22 protein-coding genes are annotated in these 27,000 nt (G+C 69.7%); 14 read left to right on the top strand and 8 right to left on the bottom strand.

Annotated features, from left to right (window positions below; genetic code table 11):
• The 5 genes from LXT21_RS36965 to LXT21_RS36945 all read left to right on the top strand — a co-directional run bounded on the left by LXT21_RS36965 (position 1) and on the right by LXT21_RS36945 (position 8,951).
• Positions 1–1,863 carry a methylmalonyl-CoA mutase family protein gene (locus LXT21_RS36965; protein WP_254042939.1) on the top strand — a complete coding sequence of 621 codons (1,863 nt, stop codon included), beginning with the start codon at positions 1–3 and terminating at the stop codon, positions 1,861–1,863.
• Positions 1,863–4,052, top strand: coding sequence for a methylmalonyl-CoA mutase (gene scpA / locus LXT21_RS36960; protein WP_254042938.1), 2,190 nt, complete (start codon positions 1,863–1,865; stop codon positions 4,050–4,052). Before LXT21_RS36965 ends, scpA begins: the two co-directional genes overlap by 1 nt.
• Positions 4,049–5,032, top strand: coding sequence for a methylmalonyl Co-A mutase-associated GTPase MeaB (gene meaB, locus LXT21_RS36955; RefSeq protein WP_254042937.1), 984 nt, complete (start codon positions 4,049–4,051; stop codon positions 5,030–5,032). Before scpA ends, meaB begins: the two co-directional genes overlap by 4 nt.
• A 75-nt stretch (positions 5,033–5,107) precedes the next feature.
• Complete coding sequence (locus LXT21_RS36950; RefSeq protein WP_254042936.1) at positions 5,108–8,575, top strand: methylmalonyl-CoA mutase family protein; 3,468 nt, start codon at positions 5,108–5,110, stop codon at positions 8,573–8,575.
• A 58-nt stretch (positions 8,576–8,633) separates the two neighbouring features.
• Positions 8,634–8,951, top strand: a complete 318-nt coding sequence (locus tag LXT21_RS36945; RefSeq protein WP_254042935.1) for a hypothetical protein — start codon at positions 8,634–8,636, stop codon at positions 8,949–8,951.
• Between the two features lie 26 nt (positions 8,952–8,977).
• Here LXT21_RS36945 and LXT21_RS36940 read toward each other — a convergent pair whose 3' ends face one another.
• Positions 8,978–9,796: a hypothetical protein gene (locus LXT21_RS36940; RefSeq protein WP_254042934.1), complete on the bottom strand. Its 819-nt coding sequence runs from the start codon at positions 9,794–9,796 to the stop codon at positions 8,978–8,980.
• 156 nt (positions 9,797–9,952) lie between these two features.
• Positions 9,953–10,597, bottom strand: a complete 645-nt coding sequence (locus LXT21_RS36935; RefSeq protein ID WP_254042933.1) for a TetR/AcrR family transcriptional regulator — start codon at positions 10,595–10,597, stop codon at positions 9,953–9,955.
• A 64-nt stretch (positions 10,598–10,661) separates the two neighbouring features.
• Between LXT21_RS36935 and LXT21_RS36930 the strand changes: the two genes are divergently transcribed.
• Positions 10,662–11,087 carry a PaaI family thioesterase gene (locus LXT21_RS36930; RefSeq protein ID WP_254042932.1) on the top strand — a complete coding sequence of 142 codons (426 nt, stop codon included), beginning with the start codon at positions 10,662–10,664 and terminating at the stop codon, positions 11,085–11,087.
• On the top strand, positions 11,084–11,617 hold the full coding sequence (locus tag LXT21_RS36925) for a pyridoxamine 5'-phosphate oxidase family protein (RefSeq protein WP_254042931.1): 534 nt from the start codon (positions 11,084–11,086) through the stop codon (positions 11,615–11,617). The genes LXT21_RS36930 and LXT21_RS36925 overlap by 4 nt, the downstream gene beginning before the upstream one ends.
• Positions 11,618–11,760: 143 nt before the next feature.
• Here the strand turns inward: LXT21_RS36925 and LXT21_RS36920 are convergent, their stop codons facing one another.
• From LXT21_RS36920 to LXT21_RS36905, 4 genes are all read right to left on the bottom strand, one after another.
• Entirely contained in the window at positions 11,761–13,251 is a 1,491-nt protein-coding gene (locus LXT21_RS36920; protein WP_254042930.1) for a DEAD/DEAH box helicase, read from the bottom strand.
• Between the two features lie 389 nt (positions 13,252–13,640).
• On the bottom strand, positions 13,641–15,749 hold the full coding sequence (gene fusA, locus LXT21_RS36915; protein ID WP_254042929.1) for an elongation factor G: 2,109 nt from the start codon (positions 15,747–15,749) through the stop codon (positions 13,641–13,643).
• Between the two features lie 471 nt (positions 15,750–16,220).
• Positions 16,221–17,417, bottom strand: coding sequence for a cyclic nucleotide-binding domain-containing protein (locus LXT21_RS36910; RefSeq protein ID WP_254042928.1), 1,197 nt, complete (start codon positions 17,415–17,417; stop codon positions 16,221–16,223).
• Between the two features lie 155 nt (positions 17,418–17,572).
• On the bottom strand, positions 17,573–18,064 hold the full coding sequence (locus tag LXT21_RS36905; RefSeq protein ID WP_254042927.1) for an FKBP-type peptidyl-prolyl cis-trans isomerase: 492 nt from the start codon (positions 18,062–18,064) through the stop codon (positions 17,573–17,575).
• A gap of 188 nt (positions 18,065–18,252) precedes the next feature.
• Here LXT21_RS36905 and LXT21_RS36900 point away from each other — a divergent pair, with 188 nt between their 5' ends.
• The 7 genes from LXT21_RS36900 to LXT21_RS36870 all read left to right on the top strand — a co-directional run bounded on the left by LXT21_RS36900 (position 18,253) and on the right by LXT21_RS36870 (position 23,899).
• Complete coding sequence (locus tag LXT21_RS36900; protein ID WP_254042926.1) at positions 18,253–19,446, top strand: metallophosphoesterase; 1,194 nt, start codon at positions 18,253–18,255, stop codon at positions 19,444–19,446.
• Positions 19,447–19,570: 124 nt separating this feature from the next.
• Positions 19,571–20,116: an RNA polymerase sigma factor gene (locus LXT21_RS36895; RefSeq protein ID WP_254043003.1), complete on the top strand. Its 546-nt coding sequence runs from the start codon at positions 19,571–19,573 to the stop codon at positions 20,114–20,116.
• Positions 20,113–20,781, top strand: coding sequence for a DUF1109 domain-containing protein (locus LXT21_RS36890; protein WP_254042925.1), 669 nt, complete (start codon positions 20,113–20,115; stop codon positions 20,779–20,781). The genes LXT21_RS36895 and LXT21_RS36890 overlap by 4 nt, the downstream gene beginning before the upstream one ends.
• A complete protein-coding gene (locus LXT21_RS36885; protein WP_254042924.1) occupies positions 20,778–21,107 on the top strand; it encodes a Carotenogenesis protein CarS in 330 nt (109 codons plus the stop codon). Before LXT21_RS36890 ends, LXT21_RS36885 begins: the two co-directional genes overlap by 4 nt.
• 40 nt (positions 21,108–21,147) lie before the next feature.
• Positions 21,148–21,909, top strand: a complete 762-nt coding sequence (locus tag LXT21_RS36880; RefSeq protein ID WP_254042923.1) for an RNA ligase family protein — start codon at positions 21,148–21,150, stop codon at positions 21,907–21,909.
• Positions 21,906–23,102: a non-canonical purine NTP pyrophosphatase gene (locus LXT21_RS36875; protein ID WP_254042922.1), complete on the top strand. Its 1,197-nt coding sequence runs from the start codon at positions 21,906–21,908 to the stop codon at positions 23,100–23,102. The genes LXT21_RS36880 and LXT21_RS36875 overlap by 4 nt, the downstream gene beginning before the upstream one ends.
• Positions 23,099–23,899, top strand: a complete 801-nt coding sequence (locus tag LXT21_RS36870) for a nucleotidyl transferase AbiEii/AbiGii toxin family protein (RefSeq protein ID WP_254042921.1) — start codon at positions 23,099–23,101, stop codon at positions 23,897–23,899. The genes LXT21_RS36875 and LXT21_RS36870 overlap by 4 nt, the downstream gene beginning before the upstream one ends.
• A gap of 15 nt (positions 23,900–23,914) precedes the next feature.
• On the opposite strand, the gene LXT21_RS36865 is transcribed toward LXT21_RS36870, so the two are convergent.
• Together LXT21_RS36865 and LXT21_RS36860 are read right to left on the bottom strand one after the other, a co-directional pair.
• A complete protein-coding gene (locus LXT21_RS36865) occupies positions 23,915–25,681 on the bottom strand; it encodes a hypothetical protein (RefSeq protein ID WP_254042920.1) in 1,767 nt (588 codons plus the stop codon).
• Between the two features lie 61 nt (positions 25,682–25,742).
• Positions 25,743–26,912, bottom strand: coding sequence for an AI-2E family transporter (locus LXT21_RS36860; RefSeq protein WP_254042919.1), 1,170 nt, complete (start codon positions 26,910–26,912; stop codon positions 25,743–25,745).
• Between the last annotated feature and the right edge of the window lie 88 nt (positions 26,913–27,000).

Raw genomic sequence — 27,000 nt, 5'->3', positions numbered from 1 at the left:
ATGTCGCAGGTGCCTCTTCACATCGCCGCCGAGTTCCCGGCCCGCACTCTCGAGGAGTGGCGCCGGCTGGTGGACAAGGACCTGAAGGGCAAGCCCTTCACGGTGCTCCAGTCATCGCTGGAAGGCGGACTGGCGCTCCAGCCCCTCTACGCGCAGGCCGACTCGGCCGCGCCGCAGCCGCCGGGCGTCGCCCCCTACGTCCGGGGCACCCAGCCCCTGGGCCACACCGAGGGCGGCTGGTTGCTGTGCCAGGAGTACTCCGAGCCGGACGTCGCCCTCGCCGCCGAGGCCGTCCGCACGGACCTGGAGCGAGGCACCCAGGGTGTCTGGCTCTGCCTGGGCGAGGCCCATGGCATCCCGGTGAAGGACGAGGCCACGCTGGTCCGGCTGCTGGCCCATGTGCCGCTGGACCGGACTCCCGTGCATCTGGAGTCGGACTCGGCGCCGCTCGCCATGGCGTCCCTGCTGCTGGCGGTGGCCGACAAGGCGGGCATCAAGCCGAGCGGCTCGCTGGGCATCGACCCGCTGGGCATCCTCGCTCGCACCGGCGCGCTGCAGGGGGGCGTGGCGACGGTGCTCACGGAGGCCGCGCCGCTGGTCACCTCGCGGGCCACGAGCGCGCCGGAGCTGCGCGTGCTGCTGGTGTCGACGCGGGCCTACGCGGACGCGGGGGCCACGTCGGTGCACGAGCTGGCGTGGGCCATGGCCACGGGCGTGGAGTACCTGCGCGGAATGGAGCGCGCGGGCGTGGCGGTGGATGTCGCGGCGCGCTCGGTGCAGTTCGCGCTGTCCGTCGGCGGCCAGTTCTTCCCGGAGATCGCCAAGCTGCGCGCCGCGCGGCTGTTGTGGGCCAAGGTCGTGGCCGCGTCGGGTGGCTCGCCCGAGGCGCAGGCGATGCGGCTGCACGCGCGCACCGCCATCGGCACGAAGACGCAGAGAGACCCGTGGGTGAACATCCTGCGCGCCACGGCCGAGTCCTTCGCCGCGGTGGTCGCGGGCGCGGACAGCGTCAGCACCTCGCCGTTCGACGAGCCGCTCGGCACACCGGACGAAGGCGCGCGCAGGCTCGCGCGCAACACGCAGCTCATCCTGCGCGACGAGTCGAGCCTCAACCGCGTCGCGGACCCGGCGGGCGGCAGCTACTACCTGGAGCAGCTCACCTCGGAGCTCGCGCGCGCGGCATGGACGGAGCTGCAGCGCATCGAGTCGCTCGGGGGCATGGAGAAGGCGCTGGCCCAGGGTGACATCGTGAAGGTGCTCGCGGAGACGAGGGCCGCGCGTGAGAAGGCGGTGCGCAGCCGCAAGCAGCCCATCGTGGGCGTGAGCGAGTTCCCCTTCCTGGGCGAGGCGCCCGTGCGCCGCGAGGCCCGGACGCGGAGCACCGCCGCGAGCAGCGAGGGGCTGAAGCCCACGCGCATCGCGGAGCCCTTCGAGTCGTTGCGCGACGCGAGCGACCGGTACGTCGCGGCCCACGGGCAGCGGCCCACCGCGTTCCTGGCGAGCCTGGGCACGGTGGCCGAGCACACCGCGCGCTCCACGTGGGTGGTCAACGCGCTGGCGGCCGGTGGCATCGAGTCGAAGGAGAAGCACGGCTTCGCGGCCCCGGCGGCGGTGGTGGCGGCCTTCGTCGAGTCGGGCGCGACGCTCGCGGTCATCTCCGGACCGGACGCGATGTATCCCGAGTGGGTGCCCGCGCTGACGGCGGCGCTGAAGGCGAAGGGCGCGCGCTCGGTGGCGGTGGCGGGACGTCCTGGTGAGCACGAGGCCACCTTCCGCGCGGCCGGCGTGGACCTGTTCATCTTCGCGGGGGCGGACCTGTTCGCGCTCCTGAACTCGCTGCACGCGCAGCTCGGAGTGGCCTGATGCGACCCCACGTCCCGAACTTCTCCGGCATCGCCTTCGACGCACCGGAGACCCAGCCGACCGCCGCCGCGCTCGAGGCGCAACGCGAGAAGGCCCGCGGCATCCTGAAGGGCGCGGAGCACTGGGACACGCCCGAGGGCATCCCCGTCAAGGCGGTGTACACGCCCGAGGACCTGGCGGACGTCGAGCACCTGGGCTCGCAGCCGGGCCTGCCGCCCTTCGTGCGCGGCCCCTACTCCACCATGTACGTGCAGCAGCCGTGGACGGTGCGCCAGTACGCGGGCTTCTCCACCGCCGAGGCGTCGAACGCGTTCTACCGCCGCAACCTCGCGGCCGGTCAGAAGGGCCTGTCCATTGCCTTCGACCTGGCCACGCACCGGGGCTACGACAGCGACCACCCGCGCGTCGCCGGTGACGTGGGCATGGCGGGCGTGGCCATCGACTCCATCAAGGACATGCGCATCCTGTTCGACCGCATCCCGCTCGACCAGATGAGCGTGTCGATGACGATGAACGGCGCGGTGCTGCCCATCCTGGCGCTCTACGTCGTGGCGGCCGAGGAGCAGGGCGTCAAGCCGGAGCAGCTCAGCGGGACCATCCAGAACGACATCCTCAAGGAGTTCATGGTCCGCAACACGTACATCTACCCGCCGGGCCCGTCGATGCGCATCATCGGCGACATCTTCCGCTTCACCGCGGAGAAGATGCCGCGCTTCAACAGCATCAGCATCAGCGGCTACCACATGCAGGAGGCCGGAGCGACGCAGGACCTGGAGCTCGGCTACACCCTGGCGGACGGCGTGGAGTACGTGCGCGCGGGGCTCGCGGCGGGGCTGGGCGTGGACGCGTTCGCGCCCCGCCTGTCGTTCTTCTGGGCCATCGGCATGAACTTCTTCATGGAGGTGGCGAAGATGCGCGCGGCCCGGATGATCTGGGCCCGGCTCATCAAGGGGTTCAGCCCCAAGAGTGACAAGAGCCTGGCGCTGCGCACGCACTCGCAGACCTCCGGCTGGAGCCTCACCGCGCAGGACGTGTTCAACAACGTGGTGCGCACGTGCGTGGAGGCCATGGCCGCGACGCAGGGCCACACGCAGAGCCTGCACACCAACTCGCTCGACGAGGCCATCGCCCTCCCCACCGACTTCAGCGCGCGCATCGCCCGCAACACGCAGCTGTATCTCCAGTTGGAGAGCGGCACCACGCGTGTCATCGACCCGTGGGGTGGCAGCTACTACGTGGAGCGGCTCACGCACGAGCTGGCGCAGAAGGCGTGGGGCCACATCCAGGAGGTCGAGGCGCTGGGCGGCATGACGAAGGCCATCGAGGCGGGGCTGCCCAAGCTGCGCATCGAGGAGGCCGCGGCCCGCACGCAGGCGCGCATCGACTCCGGCCGTCAGGCCATCATCGGCGTGAACAAGTACCCGCCCGAGCGTCCCGACAACATCGAGATCCTCAAGGTGGACAACTCCGCGGTGCGCGAGGCGCAGATCGCCCGGCTCAAGGAGCTGCGCGCGGAGCGCGACGCGGACGACGTGCGCCGCAAGCTGGACGCGCTCACCGAGGCGGGCCGGCGCAACGAGGGGAATCTCCTGGCGCTCGCCATCGACGCGGCGCGCGCGAAGGCGACGGTGGGCGAAATCAGCGACGCGCTCGAGAAGGTCTTCGGGCGCTACGAAGCCACGGTGAGGAGCGTGTCCGGCGTGTACTCGAGCGAAGCGGGCAAGGACGCCCAGGGCATCACCGAGGCCCGCGCCGCGGCGGACGCGTTCCTCGCGCGCTTCGGCCGCCGGCCGCGCATCCTCATCGCGAAGATGGGCCAGGACGGGCATGACCGAGGACAGAAGGTCATCGCCACCGCGTTCGCGGACCTGGGCTTCGACGTGGACATCGGGCCGCTGTTCCAGACGCCCGAGGAGTCCGCGCGACAGGCCGTGGAGAACGACGTGCACGTGGTGGGCGCGAGCTCGCTGGCGGCCGGACACCTGACGCTGGTGCCGCAGCTCAAGCGCGCGCTGAGCGAGCTGGGCCGCGAGGACATCATGGTCGTCGTGGGCGGCGTCATCCCCGCGCAGGACTACGACGAGCTGCGCGCCGCGGGCGCCGCCGCCATCTTCGGCCCCGGCACGGTCATCTCGAAGGCGGCCCTGGAGCTGCTGGAGAAGCTGACGGCGGCGCAGGAGGAGGCGTGAAGCAGCTGACGGTGGACGCCTATGTGGACGGCGTCCGCTCGGCGGACCGCTCCGTGCTGGCTCGCGCCATCACGCTGGTGGAGAGCGGACATCCGCGCCACCAGGCGCTCGCGCAGGAGGTTCTCACCCGGTTGCTCCCCTTCACGGGCGGCAGCCGGCGCATCGGCATCAGCGGTGTTCCCGGCGTGGGCAAGAGCACGTTCATCGACGCGCTGGGCATGCACCTGGTGGGCGCGGGCCGGCGCGTGGCGGTGCTCGCCATCGACCCGTCGAGCACCATCTCCGGCGGCAGCATCCTGGGCGACAAGACGCGCATGGCCCGGCTGGCGCGCGAGACGGCGGCGTACATCCGGCCCAGTCCCTCCAGCGGCACGCTGGGCGGCGTGGCGCGCAAGACGCGGGAGACGCTGCTGTTGTGCGAGGCCGCGGGCTTCGACGTGGTGCTGGTGGAGACGGTGGGCGTGGGCCAGTCGGAGACGGTGGTCGCCGACATGGTGGACTTCTACCTGGTGCTGATGCTCGCGGGCGCGGGGGACGAGCTGCAGGGAATCAAGCGCGGCATCCTCGAGGTGGCGGACATGCTCGCCATCAACAAGGCGGACGGCGACAACCTGCCGAGGGCCGAGCGGGCCCGCTCCGAGCTGCGCGCCGCGCTCCACCTGATGCGTCCGGGCAACGAGCCCGTGGTCACCACGTGCAGCGCGCTGGAGGGCCAGGGCATCGGCAAGCTGTGGGAGACGCTGGAGGCGCAGGTGGGCAAGCGCGTGGCCTCCGGGACACTGGAGCAGCGACGGCGCGCGCAGCAGGTGGGCTGGATGTGGTCCATGGTGCAGGACGGCCTGCGAGCGGCCCTGCATGCGAACCCCGCGGTGGCCGCCCTGGTGCCGGTGCTGGAGGCGGAGGTGCGTGAGGCGCGCGCCACACCGACGTCCGCCGCACTGCGGGTGCTGGAGGCATTCCTCCCGACATCGAGGGCTTGACAGTCCGCGTCGAGCCTCGGCCGGCCCCGCTTCAATCGCTTGCCCGACATCCACCGCGCTCCTACTGTACGCGCCGTGCGAAACGTCCAGTTGACCCCGGTCCCCGGGCCCTACAAGCCGCGATTCCACGTGCGAATCGTGACGGCCGCCTCCCTGTTCGACGGGCACGACGCGGCCATCAACGTCATGCGCCGCCTGATGCAGGCCTCGGGCGCCGAAATCATTCACCTGGGACACAACCGCTCGGTCGCCGAGATCGTCGACTGCGCCATCCAGGAGGACGCGCAGGGCATCGCGATCACGTCGTACCAGGGCGGCCACGTCGAGTTCTTCAAGTACATGATCGACCTGCTGAAGCAGCGCGGGGCGAACATCAAGGTCTTCGGCGGTGGCGGCGGCACCATCCTGCCGACGGAGATCGAAGAGCTCCACGCGTACGGCGTCACGCGCATCTACTCCCCGGATGACGGGCGGGCCATGGGCCTGCAGGGGATGATCGACCACCTCATCCAGGAGTGTGACTTCGAGAAGCGCCCGGCGGACTTCGCGCCGACGGCGGCGGCGATGCCGGTGCGCGAGCCGATGAAGATCGCCTCGCTCATCACCATCGCGGAGAACTTCGCGTCGGTGGGAGACCAGCTCCGCGACGCGATGACGAAGCTGAGCTCGAAGCAGCCGCGCGTGCCCGTGCTGGGCATCACCGGCACCGGTGGCGCGGGCAAGTCCAGCCTCGTCGACGAGCTGGTGCGGCGCTTCCTCGCGGACTTCCCGGACAAGACGCTGGCGGTGCTGTCGGTGGACCCGTCGAAGCGAAAGTCGGGAGGCGCGCTGCTCGGCGACCGCATCCGAATGAACGCCATCGACAACCCGCGCGTGTACATGCGCTCCATGGCGACGCGGCAGAGCAACCTCGCGCTGTCCAAGCACGTGGGCGACTCCATCGAGGTGTGCAAGGCCGCGGGCTTCGACCTCATCGTGGTGGAGACCTCCGGCATCGGTCAGTCCGACACCGAAATCACCGAGCACTCGGATGTGGCGCTCTACGTGATGACGGCCGAGTACGGCGCGGCGACGCAGCTCGAGAAGATCGACATGCTCGACTTCGCGGACGTCATCGCCATCAACAAGTTCGACAAGCGCGGCTCGCTGGACGCGCTGCGCGACGTGCGCAAGCAGTGGAAGCGCAACCACAACGCCTTCACCACGGCGGATGACGCGGTGCCCGTGCACGGCACCATCGCGTCGCAGTTCAACGACCCGGGGATGAACCAGCTCTACCGCGCCATCATGGACGCGGTGGTGAAGAAGACGGGCGCCCCGCTCCAGTCGCACCTGGCCCAGACGCCGGGCATGAGCGAGAAGAAGTGGATCATCCCGCCCGAGCGCACCCGCTACCTCGCCGAGATCGTCGAGACGTGCGAGGCGTACGACGGCTTCGCCCGGGCGCAGGCGGCGATCGCGCGGCGGATGTATCAGCTCCACGGCACCGTCGAGGCGCTGCGGCAGAACGTCGGCAAGAAGCGGCTGGAGATCGTCGAGCCGAAGGACACCTCCGACGTGGTGCACGTCACCGAGCGCGTCGAGGGCGAGCCCGCGTACCTGAGCGAGCTGGTGGAACTGTACAAGGATCTGGAGTCGCGGCTGGACCCGGACTGCCGCCGGCTCTTGAGCGAGTGGCCCGCGACGAAGCGGCGCTACGCGGCGTCCAAGTACCAGTACCAGGTGCGCGACAAGGTCATCGAGCTGGACCTGTTCACCGAGTCGCTGTCGCACCTGCGCATCCCGAAGATCGCCCTGCCCCGCTACGAGGACTGGGGCGACATCCTGACGTGGCTCCTGCGGGAGAACGCGCCGGGCGCGTTCCCGTTCACCGCGGGCGTCTTCCCGCTCAAGCGCGAGGGCGAGGACCCGGCGCGCATGTTCGCCGGCGAGGGCGGGCCGGAGCGCACCAACAAGCGCTTCCACTACGTGTCGCGCGGACTGCCGGCCAAGCGCCTGTCCACGGCGTTCGACTCGGTGACGCTGTACGGCGAGGACCCGGACCACCGGCCGGACATCTACGGCAAGGTCGGCAACTCGGGCGTGTCGATTGCGAATGTCGACGACGCGAAGAAGCTCTACTCGGGCTTCGACCTGGCGGACCCGACGACGTCGGTGTCGATGACCATCAACGGCCCCGCGCCGATGCTGCTCGGGTTCTTCCTGAACGCGGCGGTGGACCAGCAGTGTGAGAAGTGGATCCGCGCCAACAACAAGGTGGAGGAGGTCGAGCAGAAGATCGACGCGCTCTACCAGAAGCGCGGCGTGCCGCGTCCGCGCTACCAGGGCGAGCTGCCGCAGGGCAACGACGGGCTGGGGCTCTTGCTGCTCGGCGTGTCCGGCGACGAGGTGCTGCCGCGCGAGGTCTACGAGAAGATCCGCGCGTCGACGCTCCAGCAGGTGCGCGGCACGGTGCAGGCGGACATCCTGAAGGAGGACCAGGCGCAGAACACCTGCATCTTCTCCACGGAGTTCGCGCTGCGGCTGATGGGCGACATCCAGCAGTACTTCACCGACAAGAAGGTGCGGAACTTCTACTCGGTGTCCATCTCCGGCTACCACATCGCGGAGGCCGGGGCGAACCCCATCTCCCAGCTGGCCTTCACGCTGGCCAACGGCTTCACCTTCGTCGAGTACTACCTGTCGCGCGGGATGGACATCGACGACTTCGCGCCCAACCTCTCGTTCTTCTTCTCGAACGGGATGGACCCCGAGTACACGGTGCTCGGCCGCGTGGCGCGCCGCATCTGGGCCAAGGCCATCCGCGACAAGTACGGCGGCAATGACCGCTCGCAGAAGCTGAAGTACCACATCCAGACGTCGGGCCGTTCCCTGCACGCGCAGGAGATCGCCTTCAACGACATCCGCACCACGCTGCAGGCGCTGCTGGCGTTGAATGACAACTGCAACTCGCTGCACACCAACGCCTACGACGAGGCCATCACCACGCCCACCGAGGAGAGCGTGCGGCGCGCGCTGGCCATCCAGCTCATCATCAACAAGGAGTTCGGCCTGTCGAAGAACGAGAACCCCAACCAGGGCTCGTTCATCGTCGAGGAGCTGACGGACCTGGTGGAGGCCGCGGTGCTCACCGAGTTCCGCGCCATCTCCGAGCGTGGCGGCGTGCTGGGCGCGATGGAGCGCATGTACCAGCGCTCCAAGATTCAAGAGGAGTCGCTGTACTACGAGATGCAGAAGCACGATGGCACGCTGCCCATCATCGGGGTGAATACGTTCCTGGACCCGAAGGGCTCGCCCACCGTGACGCCGCCGGAGGTGATTCGCGCGACGAAGGAGGAGAAGGACTACTCCATCACCGCGCGCGACGCGTTCTGGAAGCGCAACGGGGACGTGGCTCCCGCGGCGCTGGAGGCGGTGAAGCGCGCGGCGCTCGACAACGGCAACATCTTCGCCGCGCTGATGGACGCCTGTAAGGTCTGCACGCTCGGGCAGATCTCCCGCGCCCTGTACGAGGTCGGTGGGCAGTACCGGCGGAACATGTAGTCCGTCAGGCGGCTGAGCACCCCACGTCTCCTCGAGGAATTTCTCGAGGAGACGTGACATGGGATGGATGACGGACGCACTTCAGGCGCTGACACAAGGCAAGGACATCACCGTACGCCCCCGGGGTGGCTCGATGCGCGGAGTCATCGAGGACAACCAGCCCGTGACGCTGGCACCGGTGAATCCATTGGAGGTGCGCGCGGGAGATGTCGTCTTCGTGCGCTGGAAGGGCGGCGCGCTGCTCCACCTGGTTAAGGACGCCACGCCCGACCGTGTCTTGATTGGCAACGCGCTGGGGAGGATCAACGGGTGGGCTCGACGGTCCGATGTGCTCGGACGGGTGGCCCGGATTCATCCGCGGACCTCCGGGCCTTGAGGGCACCGCAGTTGCGGAACCCCTCCCTACGCATTGCCGCCATCCGTCCCCGCATCACTCGGTGCACCGCCCTCTGAGCCAGCATCGCTTGCTAGCGGCGCATCTGCTCCTGCATCCGAGGCACCAGCGTCACTCGTTCCTGCGTCTACATCGGAAGGAGATTTGAACGCTCCTTCAGCATACTTGATCATCATCAACCGGGCTTGGGTATTGGCCTCCTGCCTCTCGGATACCCATTGGCTTCGTGCAGCCATGCAAATCGCGAAGGCGGCATCTGAAGTCTGGCTTGCCATACCCAGTGAGGCCGTCGACGAGGCCTTGGCGGCGGAAGAACTCCGTTCCAAGCCATATATGCCGATACCAAGAGCAACGAGACTCCCTCCGAGCGTTGCGAAATCCTCGAATGTAGCCTTGCCCTCCGTCATCATCTTGGTTCCAGCCACCGTTCCAGCCAGCCCTGCCCCCAGGAAGACAATCCCCTCCCCTGCCCATGCAGTGGACGCACGAGCAGCATGCTGTTCGATGTTTCGACAGTACGACCAACCATCGCGCATCGGGTATCGAATCCGCCTGGAGTCATAAACCACCCCTCCATCCATACCCCCATCCAAACCTCCAGCGATCACGAGAGTCCCGCCATCCATGAGCACAGGGCTGCCGTCCGCCAAAATACCATCTGGATAATGCGCATAGTACCGGGCCGCCAACGCCCTCTCGTCGGGAGTCGGTGAATCAATCACCGGCACAAAGTTTGGGAATGGGCCATGAATACTCTTGAGCCATGAACAACCAACACACGCAACCGAGACACCTAGACTCAGCAGAACCCTGGCTTGAATATGCATCAGCCCCCTCATGCATGCACGGCCGCCTAATCATCACAAACATACAAGCCAATGTAAATACCGGCCCATCTGGGTAGACATCACCCCTGGCGATTCACACCCAGGCCTACTTCACGAGGCTGCCCTACTAACGCGCACTCAACGCAGGCATACGAATCAGGAGGGGTCAAACTCCTGTTGGACAGACTTCTTCTTACGTAGAGTCCTCGCGCTTGTGGGGCGTTTTTCGACGGACTGCCATGCGGCGTGGGCCAGGACAGGTATCGCGGTGCGCGGGTCGGTCTTCGTCCTGCCAGCGAGCCACTCGCGGAGCATCTCCTGCGCCGGTCCCCGGAGGATGGCGAGGAAGAGCTCGAAGGGTATCTCATCGAACGTGCCGTCGCGGACGTGGCCCTGCCACCAGTCCTTGAGCTGACGGAAGAAGCCCTTGTTCTGCTCGCGGATGCGCGTCTCGGCGGCCGTGACGGCCGCGCCACTTCGCGCCTCCACCAGGAAGCGAGCCGCGTCGGGACGGGACAAGGACCAGTCCAGGTGGTGGCGCACCAGCGCCTCAATGCCCTCGCGGGCGCCAGGATGCTGCTCGAGCTCCTTCAAGAGGCCCGTCTGGTACTCGCCGAGCACCTCCAGGTAGAGCGCGGCCGCGATGGCCTCCTTGCTCTCGAACAGGTGGTAGATGCTCCCCGTGCTGGCCCCGGAGCGCTCTCGGATGGCCGCCATCGTCGTGCCCTCGACGCCTCGCTCCAGGAAGCACTCGAGCGCCGCCTTGAGGACCTCTTCTCTCCGGTGACCCGGGTTGCGCATGGTCGCACCCTACATTAGAACGCAATTCTAGAACGATGTTCTAAATATGGCCCGGGAGGGCACCGTGGACTCACTCATGGAGATTGGGCAGCAGCTCCTCGCGAAGCAGGGCTTCAGCAACATGATGGGGACCCGGCTGACGCGATTGACGAAGGGCGAGGTCGAGCTCGAGCTGCCCATGCGCCCGGAGCTGCTCCAGCAGTACGGCTTCGCGCACGGCGGCGTCCTGAGCTACCTGGCCGACAACGCGCTCACGTTCGCGGGTGGCACGGCGATGCTCGACGTGCCGATCATCACGTCGGAGTTCAAGATCAACTACGTGCGGCCGGCGCTCGGGCACCAACTCGTCGCGAGGGCTCGCGCGGTGCACACGGGACGACGACAGTCGGTGTGCCAGTGCGAGATCTTCGCGGTGGATGACAAGGGGGAGACCCTGGTCGCCGTGGCACAGGGCACCATCGTCGTGATGGGGAGCAGCAAGGAGTCATGAGCGCCCTGGCACTCGCTGACCGCGGCACCACCCTGCCCCGGGAGCTTGAGGCGCAGTGGGCGCGGACGCGTCAGTTGTTCTCGCGAGCCTTCGCCAGCTCGCTCCACTTCTCCATCGCCACCGTCGATGCGGACGGAGCGCCCCATGTCACGCCCATCGGCTCCGTGCTGCTGGGCGAGCCTGGACGTGGGGTCTTCTTCGAGGTCTTCACACGACGGCTCTCGGCGAACCTCTCACGTGACTCACGGGTGAGCATCCTCGCCGTGGACAGCGGGAGGGGGTTCTGGCTCCGCTCGCTGTTCAGGGGCCACTTCGCGCGGGCGCCCGCCATGCGCCTCGTCGGCCGCGTCCTCGGGCCGCCTCGTCGCGCCACGAAAGAGGAACAACAGCGCTTCGCGAGACGGGTGGGCGCTGTCCGATGGATGAAGGGGCATGACCTGCTGTGGGGCCGACTCGAGTTCGTCCGCGACTTCGCGGTCGAACGAATCGAGCCCGTTCACCTCGGCGCGATGACGGCCCACCTCGAATAGTCCGAACCGAGGAGGCAGCGACGGGGATGTGACTGCTCGCACCGCCACACGAGAAGGGCCTCCAGCATGGAGCTGAAGGCGACCTTCCACGCAGCACCCGTCGACTCTCAGGAAGAAGTCACGGGTGCCACCAAGCCACTACCTCACAGCCACTTCGGCGCTTCGCGACGCGAGGGAGGCGCATCAGCGGGCTTCGACGGCCCGGCGGAGGCCGCGGGCCGGGGCGAGGAACCACCCGGACCGCGCGGCGCCTGCGCATTGCCACGACTCGGGCCCGCCCCCCCCGGACGCGCCGAGCGATTGCCACCCTCGGACCGCCCCTGGCCACCGCCACCACCCCGGCCACCCCGCCGACGACGCGAGGCACCACCGAGAGCGTTGCCACCCCGGCCACCACCACCACCGCCGCCCTGCCCGCCTCGCGCCTGGGCGCCAGGATTCGGACCGCGAGACACCGGCGCATCCACCGTGGCCGAGGCCCCGGGACGCGGCGGCGCCATGCCCGAGCGGTACGGGTGGTCCTCCACCACCGGCACGCTGCGCCGGATGGTCCGCTCGATGTCGCGCAGGTACGCGCGCTCCTCACCGTCGCAGAAGGACACCGCGGTGCCCGTCGCACCCGCCCGGCCCGTGCGGCCGATGCGGTGCACGTACTGCTCCGGCACGTTCGGCAGGTCGTAGTTGATGACGAAGCTCAGCCCGTCGATGTCGATGCCGCGCGCCGCGATGTCCGTGGCCACCAGCACCCGCAGCGTCCCGGAGCGGAACTCGTCCAGCGCGCGCTCACGCGCGTTCTGGCTCTTGTTGCCGTGAATCGCCGCGGCCGTCACGCCCGAGCCCTCGAGCTGCTTGGCCACGCGGTTCGCGCCATGCTTGGTGCGCGTGAAGACCAGCGCCCGCGAAATCTTTCCGTCCTTCAGCAGGTGCGTCAGCAGACCGCGCTTCTGCTCGCGCTCCACGAAGTACACCTGCTGCGCCACCGTCTCCGCGGTGCTGGAGACCGGCGTCACCTCCACGCGCACGGGGTCCGTCAGCAGGTTGCGCGACAGGTCCACGATTTCCGGCGGCATCGTCGCGCTGAAGAACAGCGTCTGACGCTTCGCCGGCAGCGCCTTGATGACCTTGCGCACGTCGTGGATGAACCCCATGTCCAGCATGCGGTCCGCCTCGTCGAGCACGAACACCTCGAGCGAGCGCAGGGACACGTAGCCCTGATCCATCAGGTCCAACAGGCGGCCCGGCGTCGCCACCAGCACGTCCAAGCCGCGCTGGAGCGCCTGCACCTGCGCCGCCTGTCCCACGCCGCCGAAGATCACCGCGTGCTTCAACGGCAGGTTCTTGCCGTACGTCATGAAGCTCTCGCCCACCTGGCCGGCGAGCTCGCGCGTCGGGGTGAGCACCAGGCATCGAATCGGGCGGTGGCCGCCCGCGGGCGCCTTCGCGGACAGGCGCTGGAGGATGGGCAGCGCGAACGCCGCCGTCTTCCCCGTGCCCGTCTGCGCCACGCCGAGGACGTCCTTGCCCAACAACGCGTGGGGAATCGCCTTCGCCTGGATGGGCGTGGGGGTGGTGTAGCCCTCCGCCTTGACCGCGCGCAGGAGGGTGTCGTGAAGCTGCAATTCGTCGAAAGTCATGTCTTCCTGGGAAACAGTGAGCTCACCGCCTTACGGTGGCGAGCAAGCCCGCGCAGCGCGCTCTTCCGACCCATGCCGGAGGCGCCTGGCGGTGCGCGGCCGGACCTCACTGGGTCCGGACCACTCGGGGAACGTCCGGGAACAGGGAGGCTGACCCACCCATTCCGGCGTCTTGGCGCGAGACCCTGCCCGCTCCCCGGGCCAAAGTCCCGCGGAATCAACGGCGGGGTGTACGTTTTGCGCCACTCCCCTCGGCGACGCCCGGACGCTCGCAGGGTCCCCTGTCTGACGAGGACTCTCGGCGCGTCGAACCTTCGTCCAAGCAAGCGAAATCGCTCACGGCTGAAACAACGAGGCCCCAGGCCGATACGAGCCCAGGGCCTCTTCCATCAAGCGTGAGTCACGGCCAGGGACGGCTGGAGCGCCTCCGGCAACGGCTCGTACTCACCCAGGCGCATGCTCGCCTGGGCCCTGCCCTGCGTACGGCCACGCAGACTCGTCACGTAGCCGAAGAGGCTGGCCATGGGCACGCGCGCCGAGACGACTCGCGCGTTGCCACGGTCCTCCATCCCCAACACCCTGCCCCGCCGCGCGGCGAGGTCACCCAGCACGTCGCCCAGGTACTCCTCGGGCGTCGTCACCTCCACCGACATCACGGGTTCGAGCACCCGCACGCCCGCGGCCCGCACCGCCTCCCGCAGCGCCAGGGAGCCGGCCGTGGCGAACGCCTGGGGCGTGGAGTCGCGCACGTGCGTGTCTCCATCCACCAACCGGACCTCCACGTCCACGAGCGCCACGCCTTCACGCACGCCCTTCTCCATGGCCCCCGCCACGCCCTTCTGGATGGCCGGCACCAGCTCCCTCGGGATGGAGCCACCCTTGGTGTCGTCCACGAAGACGAGCCCCGCGCCCCGCGCCGCCGGAGCCACGTCCAGCACCACGTACGCATACTGCCCGGGCCCGCCCGATTGACGGACGTGGCGGTACTCCTGGCGCACCGCGCGCTGGAGCGTGTCGCGGTAGGCCACCTTGGGCTGTCCCACGCGCGCCTCCACGCCGTACTCCGTCCTCAATCGGTCCACGACGACCTCCAGGTGAAGCTCACCCATTCCGGACAGCAGCACCTGGCCGCTCTCCGGGTCCACGCCCACGCGCAGCGACGGGTCCTCCGCCGCCAGACGCTGCAGGCCCTCTTCCAGCTTCGGCAGCTCCGCCGGGGACTTCGCCTCCACGGCCAGGTGCACCACGGGCTCCGGGAAGCCGAGCGACTCGAGCACCACGGGGGCCTCCACGTCGCTCAGCGTGTCTCCCGTACGCACGCTCTTCAGGCCGAGCGCCGCGGCGATGTCTCCAGCATGGACCTCCTCCACCTCCTCCCGGCGATTGGCATGCATGAACATCAGTCGGCCCACCCGCTCCCGCTTGCCGGTGGCGGAGTTGAGCAGCACGGTGCCCGCGCGCAGCGTGCCCGAGTACACGCGCAGGAAGACGATGTTCCCCACGTTCTTGTCGCTCATCATCTTGAAGGCCAGCGCGGCCGGAGGACTGTCGTCCGTGGGCTCGCGCGTGGTCCGCTGCTCCGTGCCGTACACGGAGCCTTCCACCGCCGGCAGGTCCGACGGCGCGGGCAGGTAGTCGACGACGGCGTCCAACAGCATCTGCACTCCCTTCTTCTTGAACGCCGCCCCGGCGAGCACCGGCACCAGCGCGCGTGACAGCGTCCCCGCGCGCAACGCACGCACGAGCTCCGCCTCGCCAATCTCGTCCAGACGTCCGTCCACGAACTTCTCCATCACCGCGTCGTCCAGGTCCGCCGCCGCCTCGATGAGCCGCAGCCGCCACCGCTCCACCTCCGCGCGCGCCTCCTCGGGAATGGGCAGGCCGTCGCGGTACTCGCCGCCGTCGCCGTCGAAGAGGACCGTCTTCATCCGGACCAGGTCCACCAGTCCCTGGAACTCCGAGTCCGCGCTCATCAGCGGCCACTGCACCGCCACCGGGCGAGCCCCCAGCCGCTCCCGGATGGACTCCAGGCTCATGACGAAGTCCGCGCCCACCTTGTCCATCTTGTTGATGAACGCGATGCGCGGGACGCCGTAGCGGTCCGCCTGACGCCACACGGCCTCCGACTGGGGCTCCACGCCCTGGCTCGCGTCGAACACGGCCACCGCGCCATCCAGCACGCGCAGGGAGCGCTCCACCTCGATGGTGAAGTCCACGTGTCCCGGCGTGTCCAGGATGTTGATGCGATGGGGCATGCCCGCAGAGGGCCCCGTGCGAGGAGACCAGAACGCGGTGGTGGCCGCGGAGGTGATGGTGATGCCGCGCTGCTTCTCCTGCGGCAGCCAGTCCATCTCCGTGGAGCCGTCATGCACCTCGCCCGTGGAGTGGATGCGACCGGTGAAGAACAGGACGCGCTCGGTGAGCGTCGTCTTGCCCGCGTCGATGTGCGCCATGATGCCGATGTTGCGATACCGCTCGATGCGAGTGCTGCGAGGCATAAAGACTCCCGTTCCCGTCGGGCAGCGAGGCCCGCGGGTGGCGATGAAGTGAGAGCCGGTTGGAGAGGGACGACGGACGCGGTGCCGCCGTGATGCCAGTCCACGCGCGACGCGCCGGAGGGGCGAGAATGCCCGCTCAGGGACGCATGGAACGAAGGCACACGACGGCCCTCATCGAGCCAGGGCGGAACCGGACTTCACGACACACGGGAACCAGCGACCCGCGCGCCGGAAGGACTCCGGCCCGCCTGCTCAAATGTCGAGCAGAACCTCGTGACGGGGGGAAAGGCACACGTCCGCCGCCGGCGCGGGGACGCGCATCAGCAGGGCTGTGAAGGAGACGGGCCTCATGATGGGATTGAGATAAAGCAGACGACTGTGATTGTCAATGCGCCCCCAGGCACGCGCGTCCGGGCGGGCACGCGCAACGTCCTGGGGAGCAAGGCATCGGCAGCCGTCGCCCGGGCGCCGTCAGGTGCTGAGGGCCCGCACCCGCGCGGCGAGGTTCTGCGTGAAGAGCCGGAAGATGCGCAGCGCGGCGCCCTCGTGCGTGTCCAGGTAGTGCTGGAAGCCCGCGCGGGTGATGCGCAGCGCGCGCACCGACGTGCGAGCCTTCACCCGCGCCGACACGGGCGCGTCCTGCACCAGGGAAATCTCTCCCAGGTAGGCCCCGGGCCCCAGGGTGTTGAGCCGGCGCGCGTCGTCCTCCGTGCCGGTGTAGACGTCCACGGTGCCCTCCAGCAGCACGAAGAGGCCCACGCCCGCGGCGCCCTTCTCCAACATGACGGCGCCCGCGGGGATGAGGACCTGGCGCGCCACGCGATAGAGGTCCTTCATGTCCACCAGCGACAGCTCGCCGAAGATGGGGATGGCCTTGAGGTAGTTGTACCCGTTGGCCTCCGGCGAGGAGCTCTGCGCGGGGAGCCGGGCGATGACGGCCTCGGCTTCCGCGTCCATGCCCATGCGGCGAAGCAGCCGCGCCTTCTCCGCGGCCAGGGCCGGATCTCCGCGCGCCGTCTCCGAGCCGCGCAGAGTGTCCGCGAGCAGCGCCAGCGCCCGGCGCGTGAAGCCCTCCGCGTCCAGCAGCATGCACATGCGCAACACCGACTCGGTGTGACGCGCGTCTCCCGCCGGCACGCACCCCAGCGCCTCCACCTCCGCGTGGGGCTGTCCCAGCTCGCGGTACAGCAGCGCGCCCTCGTGCGGACGTCCCAGGCGGACCAGACAGTGCGCCACCTGCTCGCGCGAGCCGAGCCCCCGGTAAACCTCCAGGGCCCGCTCCAGCGCGCCACCCCGCTCGAAGGCCGCGGCCGCCCGCTCCGCATCGCCCGCGCGCAGGAAGGCCTCCGCCGCGTCCACGTACTGGCCGCCCTGGACATAGAGCGACGCCATCCGCGAGTCCGCGCCGCAGCCCTGCAGGAGCCGCGCGGCGCCCGCGAAGTCACGCGCCCACGACAGGACCTCCGACAGTTGCTGGCGCTCGCGCGCGGGGGCCAGCGCCGCATCCCGCAGCAGTCGCTCGCGCTGGGCCGCGCTCAGCTCTTCGTAGAGCCGGGCGGCCGTCGCGGCGGACTCCAGCCCCATCAGGGCCTGCAGCGCCTGGAGCGTTCCTTCCGCCCCGGCCTTCTCCCCATTCCCCTCGACCACTTCCGACTCGGTCCCCGACATTGCGTCCCCCTCGCCGGAGGATGAAACCCCCAAAGTCGGGACTCCTTTCGGACGGCCCGACTCCCCGGCAGACGTGGGGTGGCTATATCACCCCTTGTTTCACCGAGGAGCTTCCGGGGCGCCCGTCAAGTGGACGCGAGGACGAGACGCGGCCTTCAGCGGACCGAGACGAGCTCCGTGTCGAAGATGAGCACCGAGTAGGGCGGAATCCTCGGCGGGTTCCCCTCCGCGCCGTAGGCCAGGTCATACGGGAGGATGAGGCGGCGCCTTCCCCCCACGCGCATGCCCACGATGCCCTGATCCCACCCCTTGATGACGTACCCCGCCCCCAGGTCGAAGGCCAGCGCGGGCCCGCCCTCGGAGGTCGTGAAGCGCGTGCCGTCCGGCAGCCAGCCCGTGTAGTGCACCTGGACCCGCCGGCCCGCGACGGCCTCGGGGCCCGCGCCCACCTCCTGGTCCTGGAGGAAGAGGCCACTGTCCAGCCGCGTCATCGCCGCCAGGTCCACGTTCAGGCTCTCCGCGTACGTCACCTTCGTCGGATCACCATCGTCCGGGTTGCCCACCGGCGGCGTGGGCTCCTTGGGGTCATCTCCACACCCCATCAGGGGGAGCACCAGGGCACAGAGCAGCACGGAGCGACGAAGCATGGAGGTCCTCGAAAAGGAGCGCGGGCCCCGGGCCCGCGATGAACGGCCCCAAGCCTGCCCCGACGCGTCCTTCCGCGAAAGCAGAAGTGCGACCGCCTGCCTGCCGCCAGGGGCGTCTCGGGCCGTTGGAGGGACCGCTGGCGAAATGCACGGGCACCGACCGAGGGCTTCCGCTATTCAGGAGCGCGATGCCCCGCTGGCTCAGCCTCCTCCTGTTCTTCGTCCCCGTGCTCGCGCTGATGGCGAGCGCCCATGTCTACCTCTACCGCCGGCTGGTGAGAGACCTCACCGCGCGCCAGGGGCTGCGCCGCGCGGCGCAGGTGCTCTTCACGCTCGGCTTCCTCGGCGCGGTGGGCTTCCGCTTCCTGGGGAGCCTGTTCCCCTCGGACCTGACCCGCGCGGTGGGCATCGGCCTGCTCGCGTGGATGGGGCTGGTGATGTACCTGCTCTTCTACACGCTGGGGGTGGAGCTGCTCGAGCGAGGCAGGCGCAGGCTCGCGCGCCGTGCCTCACCGCCCGCCGAGCCACCCTCGGGTCCGCCCTCTCCCGAGCGCCGCGCCGTCATCACCGGTGGCCTGGCCGTGGGCGCGGGACTGGCGGGCGTGGCGACGACGTCGTTCGGCGCGTGGCGGGCCTTCCATCCTCCGGACGTGCGCGACATCCCGGTGAGACTGCCCCGGCTGCCTCGGGCGCTGGACGGGTTCACGCTGGTGCAGCTCACCGACATCCACGTGGGGGACGTGCTCCAGCGCCACTTCGTGGACGAGCTGGTGGCGCGCACCAACGCGCTGAAGCCGGATGTCATCGCCATCACCGGGGACCTGGTCGACGGCACCGTGGCGGACCTGGGGGCCTACGTGGCCGGCTTCGGCGCCCTGCGCGCGCGACATGGGGTGTACTTCGTCACCGGAAACCATGACTACTATTCGGGCGCATCGTCATGGGTCGCCTACCTGGAGCGTCTGGGCATCAACGTGTTGCGCAATCGCGCCGTGTCCATCGGCGACGCGAGCGCATCGTTCATGCTCGCGGGCGTGGACGACTGGAGCGCGGACCGGATGGGTCTGCCCGGGTACGACCTGGACGCGGCGCTGCGCGAGGTGAGCCCGGACCAGGCCTCCGTATTGCTGGCGCACCAGCCCTCCAACTTCGACGAGGTGGCCCGACGCGGCGTGGGGCTCCAGGTCTCCGGCCACACCCACGGCGGCCAGATGTTCCCGGGCAACGTGGTGGGAGACCTCATCTGGGGGGAGCGCAACGCGGGGCTCAGCCGCACGGGCGACTCGCAGATCTACGTCAGCCGGGGCTGCGGCTTCGTGGGCCCGCCGATGCGCGTGGGAGCCCCACCCGAGATTGCCCGCCTGGTGCTGATGCCCGGATAGGCCCTGGCGGCGTGGCGGATTGCCTCGTGGGGCGTCGCGGCATCGGGTGCCCGACACGGGCGCGCCGAGGGGCTGGGGGGACGCCGGAAACACATTTCAGGGTGGGCCGTCCATGAGCCGGGTGATGGGGAGTCCCTCGGACGAAGAGCTCATGGAACGGTTCTGCGCTGGTGCACAAGACGCCTTCGAGGCCCTCTTCGCCCGTCATTCGGGGCGGGTGCAGGGCTTCCTGACGCGGATGGTGCGCGACGGACCGCTCGCCGAGGACCTCTTGCAGACCACCTTCCTGTCCGTCGTCCGGGCCCGGGGCCGCTATGAGCGCGGCACCCGCTTCTCCCCCTGGTTGATGACCATCGCCGCCAACGCCGCGCGCGATGCGCTGCGCCACCGTCAACACGTGGACGCCTACTCCTCCGGCGAGGGCACAGGCGCCCCTACATCCGCCCCCCCACCCTCCGGGGACCCGTCCCTGCGCCGCCACCTGCTGGACGCGTTACAACAGCTTCCTCCCGACCACCGCGAGGCGGTGGTGCTGAGCAAGGTGGAGGGCTGGTCGTTCGACGAGATCGCGGCGCTTCGGGGCATCAGCGCGGGGGCCGCGCGACTCCGGGCGCATCGGGGATACGAGAAGCTCCGGGAGCTGCTCGGAGGGCTGGGAGAGGCGCGATGAAGACGCCCATGGACATCGACGCCCTCCTCCAGGAGGAGCCCCGCCCGCCGGACACCGCGGCCCTCGAGCGCGCCCTCGCGAGCGCCCGGGGCGAGCTGGCGCTGCGCAAGCCCGTGCGCGGCTGGCGCACCCAGGCCACGTGGGTGATGGCGTCCTCTGGAGGCCTCGCGCTGATGGCCGCCGTGGTGATGCTCGCCGTGGGCGCGGTCAGCGCGGGGGCCCTGTGGGCGCGAGCCCCGCTGCTGCTCCTGTTGCTCATGACGAGCGGCGTTTGCGCCTGGGGCGCGCTGTCTCCGCGCGGACGGGATTTGCGGCGGGCCGCCGTGGGCCTGGCCATGGCCTGCGCGGCGACGCTCGTGCTCGCGCGCGGTTCGCCGACGACGCCTCCGTCGCTGCCCGGCTGGGTGTGCACCGCGAGCCATCTGGCCGTGGGCATCATCCCCCTGGTGGTGGCGGTGGTGGTGCTGCGGGGGGCCGCGTTCCAGCCGCTGCGGGCCCTGTGCGCGGGGTTGTCCGTCGGCACGACGGGCGCCTTCGTCGGAGAGCTGGCCTGTGAGCAGGACTGGCGCCACGTCGCCGGTTACCACCTGTTCGCCTGGGGGTTCATCTGTGTGGTGGCCCTCGTCCTTTCACGCACCCTCAAGCCTCGCTCCTACGCCCCATGAACGACCCCTCTCTCATCGTGAGCACGAACGTGGACGGCGCGCCGGTGAGGATTGGCGAGCGCGTGAAGGTCGTCTCCCACTCGTCCGACGGCACCATCAGCGCCGGCTTCCTGGGCCACACCGGCGTCGTCGTGGCGCTCGTGTACGACGACCCCGTGGCCCAGTACCCCGCGGACCCGCTCATCCAGGTGCGCGTCGACGGACTGGGCGAGGACCTGTTCTTCATGGACGAGCTCGTCCCGGAGTGGGCCTCCGCGCCCCTGCCGCGCCCGCCTCGCGAGAAGAAGACCGAGCGCCCCGTCCCCTCCGTGTGGCGCGTGCAGTGAGCACCCGACACGGCGCACCGGAGCAGGGCATGATTCCGGAGTGGTGACACCACCCGACGATTCACTCCGCCCGCTGGGCCGTAAGGCCTACGGCTCGATTCCCCACCTGCCCGGCTCGCGCACCGGCCCCGCGGACCACCACCTGAGCATTCCGCTGGCGCGTGTCTGCACCGAGCGGCTTCGCGACGCGAAGGACCGCGTCATCGTCCTGGAGAAGCTGGACGGCTCGTGTGTCGCCGCCGCGAGGCTCGGAGAGGAAGTCATCGCGCTCGGTCGCGAGGGGCGTCTCGCCGCGCACTCCCCCAACGAGGCCCGGCAGCTGTGGGCTAAGTGGGTCACCCTCCATGCCGAGCGATTCAGGGCCGTGCTCCAACCCGGTGAGTGGCTGGTCGGCGAGTGGCTCGCCCTCGCGCATGGCACCCGCTACGCGCTGCCGCACGAGCCGTTCGTCGTGTTCGACCTGATGCAGCAAGGACAGCGCCTGCCGTGGGAGCAGCTCACCGCCCGAGTCCGCGCGGGCGACTTCGTCACGCCGGGGCTCGTCCACGAGGGGGGCCCGCTCGACATCGACTCGGCCATGGGGCGCCTCGCGTCCGGTGGTTTCCATGGGGCCGAGGACTCCGTGGAGGGCGCGGTGTGGCGCCTGGAGCGACAGGTCGGCAAGGGTGTCAGGGTGGAGCTGCTGACGAAGTATGTCCGTCGCGACAAGGTGGACGGGAGCCTCCTGCCCGAGAACACCGGGCGACCCGCCCACTGGAACTGGCGCCCGTCAGCGCCCTCTGCGCGGGAAGTGCTTCCATGAGCCGGGCCATCTTCGTCACCGGGAACCGCTACAAGGCCGACGAGGTCGGCCGACTGCTGGCGGGACTCGACGTCTCGCCGAAGAAGCTCGCCCTGCCCGGCTTCTCCGACGCGGAGCTCCAGGGCCCCAGCCCGTTGGACCTCGCGAGCATCGCGAGGCGCAAGGTGCTCGCGGCCCACGCGGTGCTCGGCACGCCGTGCTTCGTGGAGACCACCGCCCTGGAGCTGGATGACGGCACCTGCTTCACCGGCGCGCGGTTCAAGAAGGAGCTGCTCGAGCGGGGGATGCAGGACTTCCTCACCGAGCACGGTGGTCGTCGTGGGCGCACGCGCGTGGCCGTGGCCTTCAGCGAGGACGGGCATCCGGACCGCGTCCGCGTCTTCGAGGACGCCATCGAGGGCACCCTGCTCACCGAGCCCCGTGGCAGCGGCGGCTTCGGCTGGGACAACGCGTGGCGGCCGGATGGCTACCAACGCACGCTCGCGGAGATGGAGCGCAACAAGTTCTTCCTCAACATGCGCCACCGGCCCTACCTGGAGCTGTCCGACCTGCTGCGCCCCGCGTCCCCGGGTGGCGCCTACGAGGCCCACCTCACCGTCTCCGCCCGCTCGGAGGAGGACCTGCTGCGCTTCCGCGCGTTCTGCGACGCGTCTTCCGTGAAGTGCATCTTCATCGAGCTGGGCCGAGGCGCGGAGCCCTTCCAACCCATGACGGCCTCGTACCACCACGGCACGCTCCGCCATGCGCTGGAGGAGGTCAGGAACATGGCGCGCGCGCTCGCCAGCGACGGCTTCGACGTGACGCGCATGAAGCTGGAAGCCCTGGGCAAGAACCGCGACATGCCCGAGGACGACGCCGCGGCGCTCGCCCAGCCATCCAACTACTTCGAGTTCCACGTGAAGGTCCTGCTCCCCGCGCAAGGCGCGGACATGGAGACCCTGCAGGCCCGCTGCGCGCGCCACGGTGCCCACCTGTCTCGCAATGCGCGCAAGGTGCGCGAGGACGGCGCCTCCGAGCGCTTCGTCACGCTCCGCGTCCACGGCCTGGGCAAGGTGAAGGCGGACGCGCGCTTCACTGCGCTGCTCGAGGACCTCGCGGAGCTGGGCCTGCCGCTGACGCAGCGGCTGCGCGAGTACACCGTCTACGACTCCAACCACGCGCTGGACCGGGGCTGGCTGGAGACCTCGACATGAGCCCGCTGCCCTTCCCGCTCCGAGCCAGCGCCGCCGCGCTCCGTCGGCTCGCGCGCACGTCCCAGGCCGCCGACTTCATCCTGCGAGGCGGGATGATGATGCGGCTGTGGAGCGGCCCCGTCCCCCGCTCCGTGGAGGACCTGGACTTCCTCGCGGCCTTCCCGTTCCACGAAGGCGACACGGTGGACCGGTTCGTGGACCTGCTGGGCGTGGACGTCGCAGACGGCTTCGTCTTCGGCGCCATTCGCTCGGAGGTCATCTGGGCGGAGACACCGTTCCCCGGCGTGCGCATCCACGTGGAGACCTGTCTGCCCGGCGCGGAGTCCCCGCACCTGCTGCGCATCGACACCGGCTTCGGCGACCCGATGAATCCGCCGCCCGCCTGGTTCGATTACGCGACGGACGATGGCACCACCGCGCGCGTGCTCGCGTGTCGACCCGAGACGTTGCTCGCGTGGAAGCTCCACAGCCTCTTCGAGCGAGGCAAGGGACGCTTCCGCCCCAAGGACCTCTTCGACGTGTACCTGCTCACCCGTCACGCGCCGCTGGAGCCGTCGCTGTTGCCCGGAGCGCTGCGGCTCGCCTTCGATTCGCGCGGAGACTCGCTCGACGTGATGGAGCGACTGGTGTCCGGTGAGCTCGGACAGAGCCCGTGGAGCCTGGAGAAGTGGGCGCGCTACCGGGCCAGTGAACCGGAGGGGCGTCCGGAGCAACTCTCGGAGGTGGTGACGGCGGTGTCCGTCGCCATCCGTCCCGTGTGGGCCGCGGCGCGAGCGCTTCCACCCTCGCGACCCTGATGAAACACCCGCGCGTCAGTACGACGCCGTGAGTCCCCAGTGGATGCTGGAGTACGTGTCCTCGGCCACGCCTCCATTGTCCCAGCCGATGCGCGCGCCCGGACCACTGAAGGTGTCCTTGTAGTGCGACAGCTTGAAGCGCACCTGGTAGCCGAACGGGCCCCACAGCTCGCCGGCGACGCCCAGCTCCGCTTCCCAGCCGAACGACGACACCGACGTACCGTAGTCACTCACTTCCAGGTTCAGCGCGCCGCCCTCGTCATTGAAACCCTGGCCGGGCTTCGGGCTGATGAAGAGCTGCCCCGCGGCCTCCAGACGCACCTGACGCAAGAGCGGCACGGAGACCTCCAGGCCCACCGAGGGATACAGGCGATGCGTGCTGGACAGGGGACTCTCCGCGTCCTCTTCGACATCGAATGCGCGCGAGAGCAGGCCCGCCTTCACCCCGGCGTAGCCCAGGAGCTGGCGCGACGAGCCGAAGCCGAAGAAGTAGCGGTACATCGCCTGCGCGGTGAGCACCGAGTCGGTGGCCACCACTTCACGCGTCGCGGACTGGCCCACGTCGTTGAACAGCGTCACGTTGGTGGACGCGTACCCACGCCGGTAGCCCAGCACCACGCCCAGCCCGCGCACCGCCGAGGGACGCCGCGCGAAGGGCAACAGCTCCAGCTCCGCGGAGATGCCCAGGTACGGCACGGACGACTCGTAATCCGAGCGATCTCCGACCTGCTCCTCCTCGGGCTTGCGGTCGAACTCGCCGCAGGACTTCACGCCCGGACGCGTGCAGTACTTCCGCCACGTCGTCGTGCCCCCCAACGTGAGCCGGGCCAGCGGCGGACGCAGCGGCTCCTCGCCCACCGTGCCACCCGAGCCCGTGTCCAACCCCACCTCGAGGAACGGGTCCGTCGTCGTGTGCGACTCCGGCTCCTCATCCATCGGCGGAGGCCCGTCCTTCGGCTGGGGGCCGATGGCCACCATGTCGGGCGTCTTCGGAGGCGTGGGCGTCGCGGGCTCCAGCGGCTTCGGGCGCTCCACGGGACGCTCCGCCACGGGCTCCAGCGGCTTCGGCGTCTCCAGCGGCTTCTCGGTGGGGGGCGGAGGCGGAGGCGTGCGAGGCGCCTCGGCGACGGGCGTCGGGGGCGTCACGGGCTCGGCGGGAGCGAGCGGCTCGGACGGAGTGACGGGCTCCTCGAACGGACGCGCCGCGCCGCTCAGCGCGTCGACCACCGCGGCCACGGCCAGCTTCACGTCCGCGGGCGCGAGCTTGCCGCGCGTCAGCTTCACGTCCTGCTCACCCAGCACCGCGCCGCTCGCGTCCAATACGCGCACCGTCAGGCTCGAGCCGCTCACGGTGCCCGTGACGGCCGCGTCCAGCTTCATCTTCGGCGCCACCTGGGCCAGGGGCGCGTCGGTGAACAGGGCGTTGCCCTTCAGGCCTTCCTTCTTGCCGAGGGTGGCGTACTGCTTCAGCGACGCCACCTTCACCGGCTTCGCGCGGCGCAGGGCCGACTCGACCTGTGCCCGGACCTTGCCGCCGCGATCTCCCTCCACCGTCAACACGACGAGCTGCTTGGGGGCCTCCTTGGGCGTGACGGTCTTCTTGGGCTTCGCCTCCCGCGCCTTGGCCGTCTTCGCCTTCGCTTTCGGCTTGGGCGCCACCACCTGCGCGGGCACCGCGCGCTTCTTCTTGACGACCTGCGCCAGCGCTCCCGGGGAGGCCAGCGTCACCGCCACGAAGAGCACCAGGCCCCAGCGAACCATCGCGTGTTGGGAGTTCATCATTCGGGACTGGAAGGTTCACCCAGCCCGCACGCGATGTCCAGGCTTGCCCGGCGGTCCGCCCTCAGGCGTTCAGGTGCGCCGGGGCTCCCACCACCGAGGGAGAGGACACGCGCCGCCCCTCCGACTCAGGCTCGCTCCCTTCCTCGTCGGTGGCGTCCGGGGCCGACCCGGTGGCCTCCGCCACGTAGGCCGCGCGGCCGATGCCCAGGAAGTCGCGACGGTAGATGCGCACCATCGCCATGAAGATGGACGCGATGAGCGGCCCCACGAGCAGCCCCATCATCCCGAACACCGCCAGCCCGCCGAACATGGACAGGAAGACGAGCAGCGGGTGCAGCGCCATGCGCGAGCCACACAGCCGGGGACGGATGACGTTGTCGATGGTCCCCACCAGGAAGGTGCCCCACGCGAGCAGGAAGACGCCCTCGCTCACCTTGCCCATGGCGATGAACACCACGCCGATGGGCCCCCACACCAGCGCCGTCCCGCCCACCGGCACCAGCGCCACCAGCACCATGGCCGCGCCCCACACGCCGGCGTGCGGCACCCCGGCGATGAGCAACCCCACGAAGCCCACCGCGCCCTGGATGAGCGCCGTGACGGTGTTGCCGTAGACGATGGCGTACGCGACGTCGGTGAACTCGCGCGAGAAGGCCTCGAAGTAGCGGCGGTCCAACGGAATCAGCCGCGTCACCTCCGCGACGAGCCGGCGGCCGTCGAGGAAGAAGTAGTACATGGCCACCGTCATCAGGAACATGTTGATGACCAGCTCCGTGCCCGCGCCCACCAGGTCCTTGAGCAGGGCCGCGCCGCCCGTCACCGCCGCCATCAGCGAGCGCTCGGTCTGCGCGCTCTCCAGGTCGAAGCGGACGTAGCGGCTCAGGCCGCGGGGCAGGCTGGAGGCGAACTGGTGTCGCAGGTCCACCCGCTCGAGCAGGTCCTGCGCCTGACCGACGAACTGGAACACCTCACGCGCCACCATCCACCCGACGAGGGCCAGCGGCGCGAGGATGAGGAGGAATACCGTGAGGGTGGACAACCCGGCGCACAAGGGCTTGCGGCCCCGCAGCTTCTGACACAGGTAGTCCTGCACCGGCATGAACAGGACGACCAGGAAGCCGCCCAGCAACACCGGCATCAGGAACGGCAACAGAATCCTGGAGAAGAGAATCAACGCCAGCGCAAACAGCGCCGCGAACACGTAGTTCGACCACCGCCGCGAATCAGCCACCGCCCCACCCCACCCCGCCCGACGAGCCCACTGCCCGCCCCCAACCTAGGAATCGCGCTTCCCGCCGGGAAGTCCGACATCCCCCACA

Source organism: Myxococcus guangdongensis (assembly GCF_024198255.1).
GTDB classification, from domain to species: Bacteria; Myxococcota; Myxococcia; order Myxococcales; family Myxococcaceae; genus Myxococcus; species Myxococcus guangdongensis.
The sequence above is the reverse complement of the archived record's forward strand: the minus strand, read 5'-3'. Positions and strand labels throughout refer to the sequence as shown.

Excerpts from the sequence above, each read along its gene's own strand:
- LXT21_RS36905 (WP_254042927.1), bottom strand. The coding sequence starts at position 18,064 with ATGCTTCGTCGCTCCGTGCTGCTCTGTGCCCTGGTGCTCCCCCTGATG.
- LXT21_RS36895 (WP_254043003.1), top strand. The coding sequence starts at position 19,571 with ATGGGGAGTCCCTCGGACGAAGAGCTCATGGAACGGTTCTGCGCTGGT.
- LXT21_RS36870 (WP_254042921.1), top strand. The coding sequence starts at position 23,099 with ATGAGCCCGCTGCCCTTCCCGCTCCGAGCCAGCGCCGCCGCGCTCCGT.
- LXT21_RS36940 (WP_254042934.1), bottom strand. The coding sequence starts at position 9,796 with ATGCATATTCAAGCCAGGGTTCTGCTGAGTCTAGGTGTCTCGGTTGCG.
- LXT21_RS36945 (WP_254042935.1), top strand. The coding sequence starts at position 8,634 with ATGGGATGGATGACGGACGCACTTCAGGCGCTGACACAAGGCAAGGAC.
- LXT21_RS36910 (WP_254042928.1), bottom strand. The coding sequence starts at position 17,417 with ATGTCGGGGACCGAGTCGGAAGTGGTCGAGGGGAATGGGGAGAAGGCC.
- LXT21_RS36875 (WP_254042922.1), top strand. The coding sequence starts at position 21,906 with ATGAGCCGGGCCATCTTCGTCACCGGGAACCGCTACAAGGCCGACGAG.
- LXT21_RS36920 (WP_254042930.1), bottom strand. The coding sequence starts at position 13,251 with ATGACTTTCGACGAATTGCAGCTTCACGACACCCTCCTGCGCGCGGTC.
- LXT21_RS36865 (WP_254042920.1), bottom strand. The coding sequence starts at position 25,681 with ATGATGAACTCCCAACACGCGATGGTTCGCTGGGGCCTGGTGCTCTTC.
- fusA (WP_254042929.1), bottom strand. The coding sequence starts at position 15,749 with ATGCCTCGCAGCACTCGCATCGAGCGGTATCGCAACATCGGCATCATG.
- LXT21_RS36890 (WP_254042925.1), top strand. The coding sequence starts at position 20,113 with ATGAAGACGCCCATGGACATCGACGCCCTCCTCCAGGAGGAGCCCCGC.
- LXT21_RS36900 (WP_254042926.1), top strand. The coding sequence starts at position 18,253 with ATGCCCCGCTGGCTCAGCCTCCTCCTGTTCTTCGTCCCCGTGCTCGCG.
- LXT21_RS36925 (WP_254042931.1), top strand. The coding sequence starts at position 11,084 with ATGAGCGCCCTGGCACTCGCTGACCGCGGCACCACCCTGCCCCGGGAG.
- LXT21_RS36965 (WP_254042939.1), top strand. The coding sequence starts at position 1 with ATGTCGCAGGTGCCTCTTCACATCGCCGCCGAGTTCCCGGCCCGCACT.
- scpA (WP_254042938.1), top strand. The coding sequence starts at position 1,863 with ATGCGACCCCACGTCCCGAACTTCTCCGGCATCGCCTTCGACGCACCG.
- LXT21_RS36935 (WP_254042933.1), bottom strand. The coding sequence starts at position 10,597 with ATGCGCAACCCGGGTCACCGGAGAGAAGAGGTCCTCAAGGCGGCGCTC.
- LXT21_RS36885 (WP_254042924.1), top strand. The coding sequence starts at position 20,778 with ATGAACGACCCCTCTCTCATCGTGAGCACGAACGTGGACGGCGCGCCG.